Origin of the sequence: Actinocrinis sp., from assembly GCF_035605935.1 — a bacterium.
Classification (GTDB): Bacteria; Actinomycetota; Actinomycetes; order Streptomycetales; family Catenulisporaceae; genus Actinocrinis.
Map to the genome: position 1 here is coordinate 1 of NZ_DATNGK010000314.1, position 2446 is coordinate 2446.

At 68.4% G+C, this 2446-nt stretch carries 1 protein-coding gene; it reads left to right on the forward strand.

Features of this window, described 5'->3' with window-relative positions; translation table 11 throughout:
- Positions 1 to 443 precede the first annotated feature (443 nt).
- On the forward strand, positions 444 to 2446 hold a 2003-nt coding region (locus tag VN779_RS25495), incomplete at its 3' end, for a recombinase family protein (RefSeq protein ID WP_325727761.1).

Genomic DNA, 2446 nt, shown 5'->3' on the forward strand with positions numbered 1-2446 from the left:
TCTGCCATTTGATCTGTCTTGGCCACGAAAATCGTGCGTAACCGGGAGCCCTGAAGGCCCTTGAAGGGCGACAATCGCCGGGCGCTGCTTCGGCTGCACGCGCGCCAGCGCATTGCGCAGCCAATGCACGATCCGAACGCAATCGACGCGGTCCGTTTCACCGCGTCGATGCCGTTCGCTGGAGCGGAGCCTACGCTGCGGTGCCGGCGTAGTGACGCGCGCTTTCCCTGAGGCCGACATGGTGCAGGCGATGGAGCCAGCCTCCTGCAGAGGTCTTGCCCCATGCCGAACAGATCATGCGCCGGAGCGGGGGCAGCCTGGATCATCCACTCGAGGCCGGTTCGTGCCCGCAACGGCCAGGAGCGGGTGGACCAGGCTTACCGCCGTCTCCTCGACAACCCGCCGCTTCCTGCCTCCCATCCTCGACCCGAGGTGAGCCCGCCATGCGCGCCGCACTCTATGCCCGCGTCTCAACCGAGCGCCAGGAGCGCTTCCAGACCATCGACAGCCAACTCGCCGCTCTGCGCGACTGGGCGGCTACGGGAGGGCACGAGATCAGCGACGACTTCGTCTTCCGCGACGAGGGCTACAGCGGCAGCCGGCTCGACCGGCCCGGCCTCGACGCGCTCCGGGACGCCGTGCGCGACGGTGTCGTCGGAATCGTCGCCGTGCTGACCCCCGATCGCCTCGCGCGCAAATACGCCTACCAGGTCCTGCTCCTGGAAGAGTTCCGCCGCGCAGGCGTTGAGATCGTGTTCTTGCAGCACCCGATCTCGGACGACCCGAATGACCAACTCCTGTTGCAGATCCAGGGCGCCATCGCCGAATACGAGCGGGCCGTTCTCGGCGAGCGCTTCCGCCGTGGCAAGCTGCAGAAGGCGCGCGACGGCCACTACCAGGGCGGCTGTGCGCCTTACGGTTATCGCTACGTGCCGCGCCAGGAGGCCGTGCCAGGCCACCTCGTCGTGGACGACAAAGAGGCCGCGTTGGTGCGCACCCTTTATGGCTGGCTCATCGACGAGCGGACGACCATCCGCCAGATCCTCAAGCGCCTGAACGCCGGTCCCGACGTCCCGCGCTCCGGCCGCCATGCCTGGTCGCCATCCCTGGTGCACCACATCCTGGCGGACCCGGTCTACGCCGGCACGGCCTATGCCAACCGCTACAGCTTTGTCCCGCCGAGGAAGCCGCGTCGCCCGTATGGACCCCGCACCGGCGAGGCGACGTGCCGCCAGCTCAAGCCGCGCGAGCAGTGGATCGCCATCCCCGTGCCGGCGATCGTCGACCAGGAGACCTGGGACCGAGCGCAGGCGCAACTCGCGCGCAACGCCGCGCTGTCATTCCGGAACAACACCAAGCACAACTATCTTCTACGCTGCCTGATGACCTGCGCGACCTGCGGCTTGGCCATGTTCGGGCGCACCTATGCCGCACGGGGCAAGCAGCCGGAGCGGCGCTACTACCAGTGCCACGGCAAGGACTGCATCCTGAGTGCCCGTCCCGCAGCCTGCCCGAGCCGCAACGTCAAGGCCGAAGAGATCGAAGCCGCGGTGTGGGACCACGTCGCCGGCCTTCTCGCCAGCCCGGAGCGGCTGGTGGCGCAGTTCGACCATGTCGCCGTTGCGGCAGAGGTCGGCACGGTGCGGGACCGTGCGGCCGACCAGCAGCTGCGCGCCCGGCTGGACCGTGTGGCGCGGGCCGACAAGCGCCTACTGGACGCCTACGAGGCCGGCGCGGTGACCTTGGCCGAGTTGTCGGAGCGGCGCCGCCATCTGGCTGACGAGCGCCTGGCCCTGGAGCGCCAGCAGCAGGAGCGCGATCACCTCCGTCGCCAGCGCGTCCAGGCCGAGGCTGTTCGCACCAGCCTGGAGGCGTTTTGTGATCGCATTCACGCCCGCCTGAACGAGGCGACGTTCGCCGACAAGCAGGCGATCTTGCAGCTCGTCATCGAGCGCATCATCGTCGGCGACGGCCGTCTGGAGATCCGCCATGTCATCCCACTGCGCCCCCCGCGGCCGGGCAGAGACAGCCCAGGGCAACCCGCTCCGCAATTGTGTACGGATCGTGTGGACACAGAGCTGCTGATGCGCGCCGTCCTCGGTTGGTTGCGGGGCGAGAAGCGCCACTGCAGCATGGCGGCGATTCCGACGATCGAGGACGAAGACGCCAAGCGGCCGAGCCGCGAGCACGAAAAGCTCGTCGGCGACCGTACGCGCCTCGTGAACCGGATGAAGGCAATGCTGGCGCGCTTCGGGATCCGCACCTTTAAGCCGACGCTACGCAAGGCCGCGGACAGGCTCGACGGTCTTCGCACCGCGGAAGGGACGCCGCTGCCCGAGAACACGCGCGCGGAGCTGCGCCGCGATATGATGCGGTTGCGCATGGTGCGCGAGCAGATCAAGGAAATCGAGCAAGAGCGTCTGCGCAAGCTCACGGCGGCTCCCGC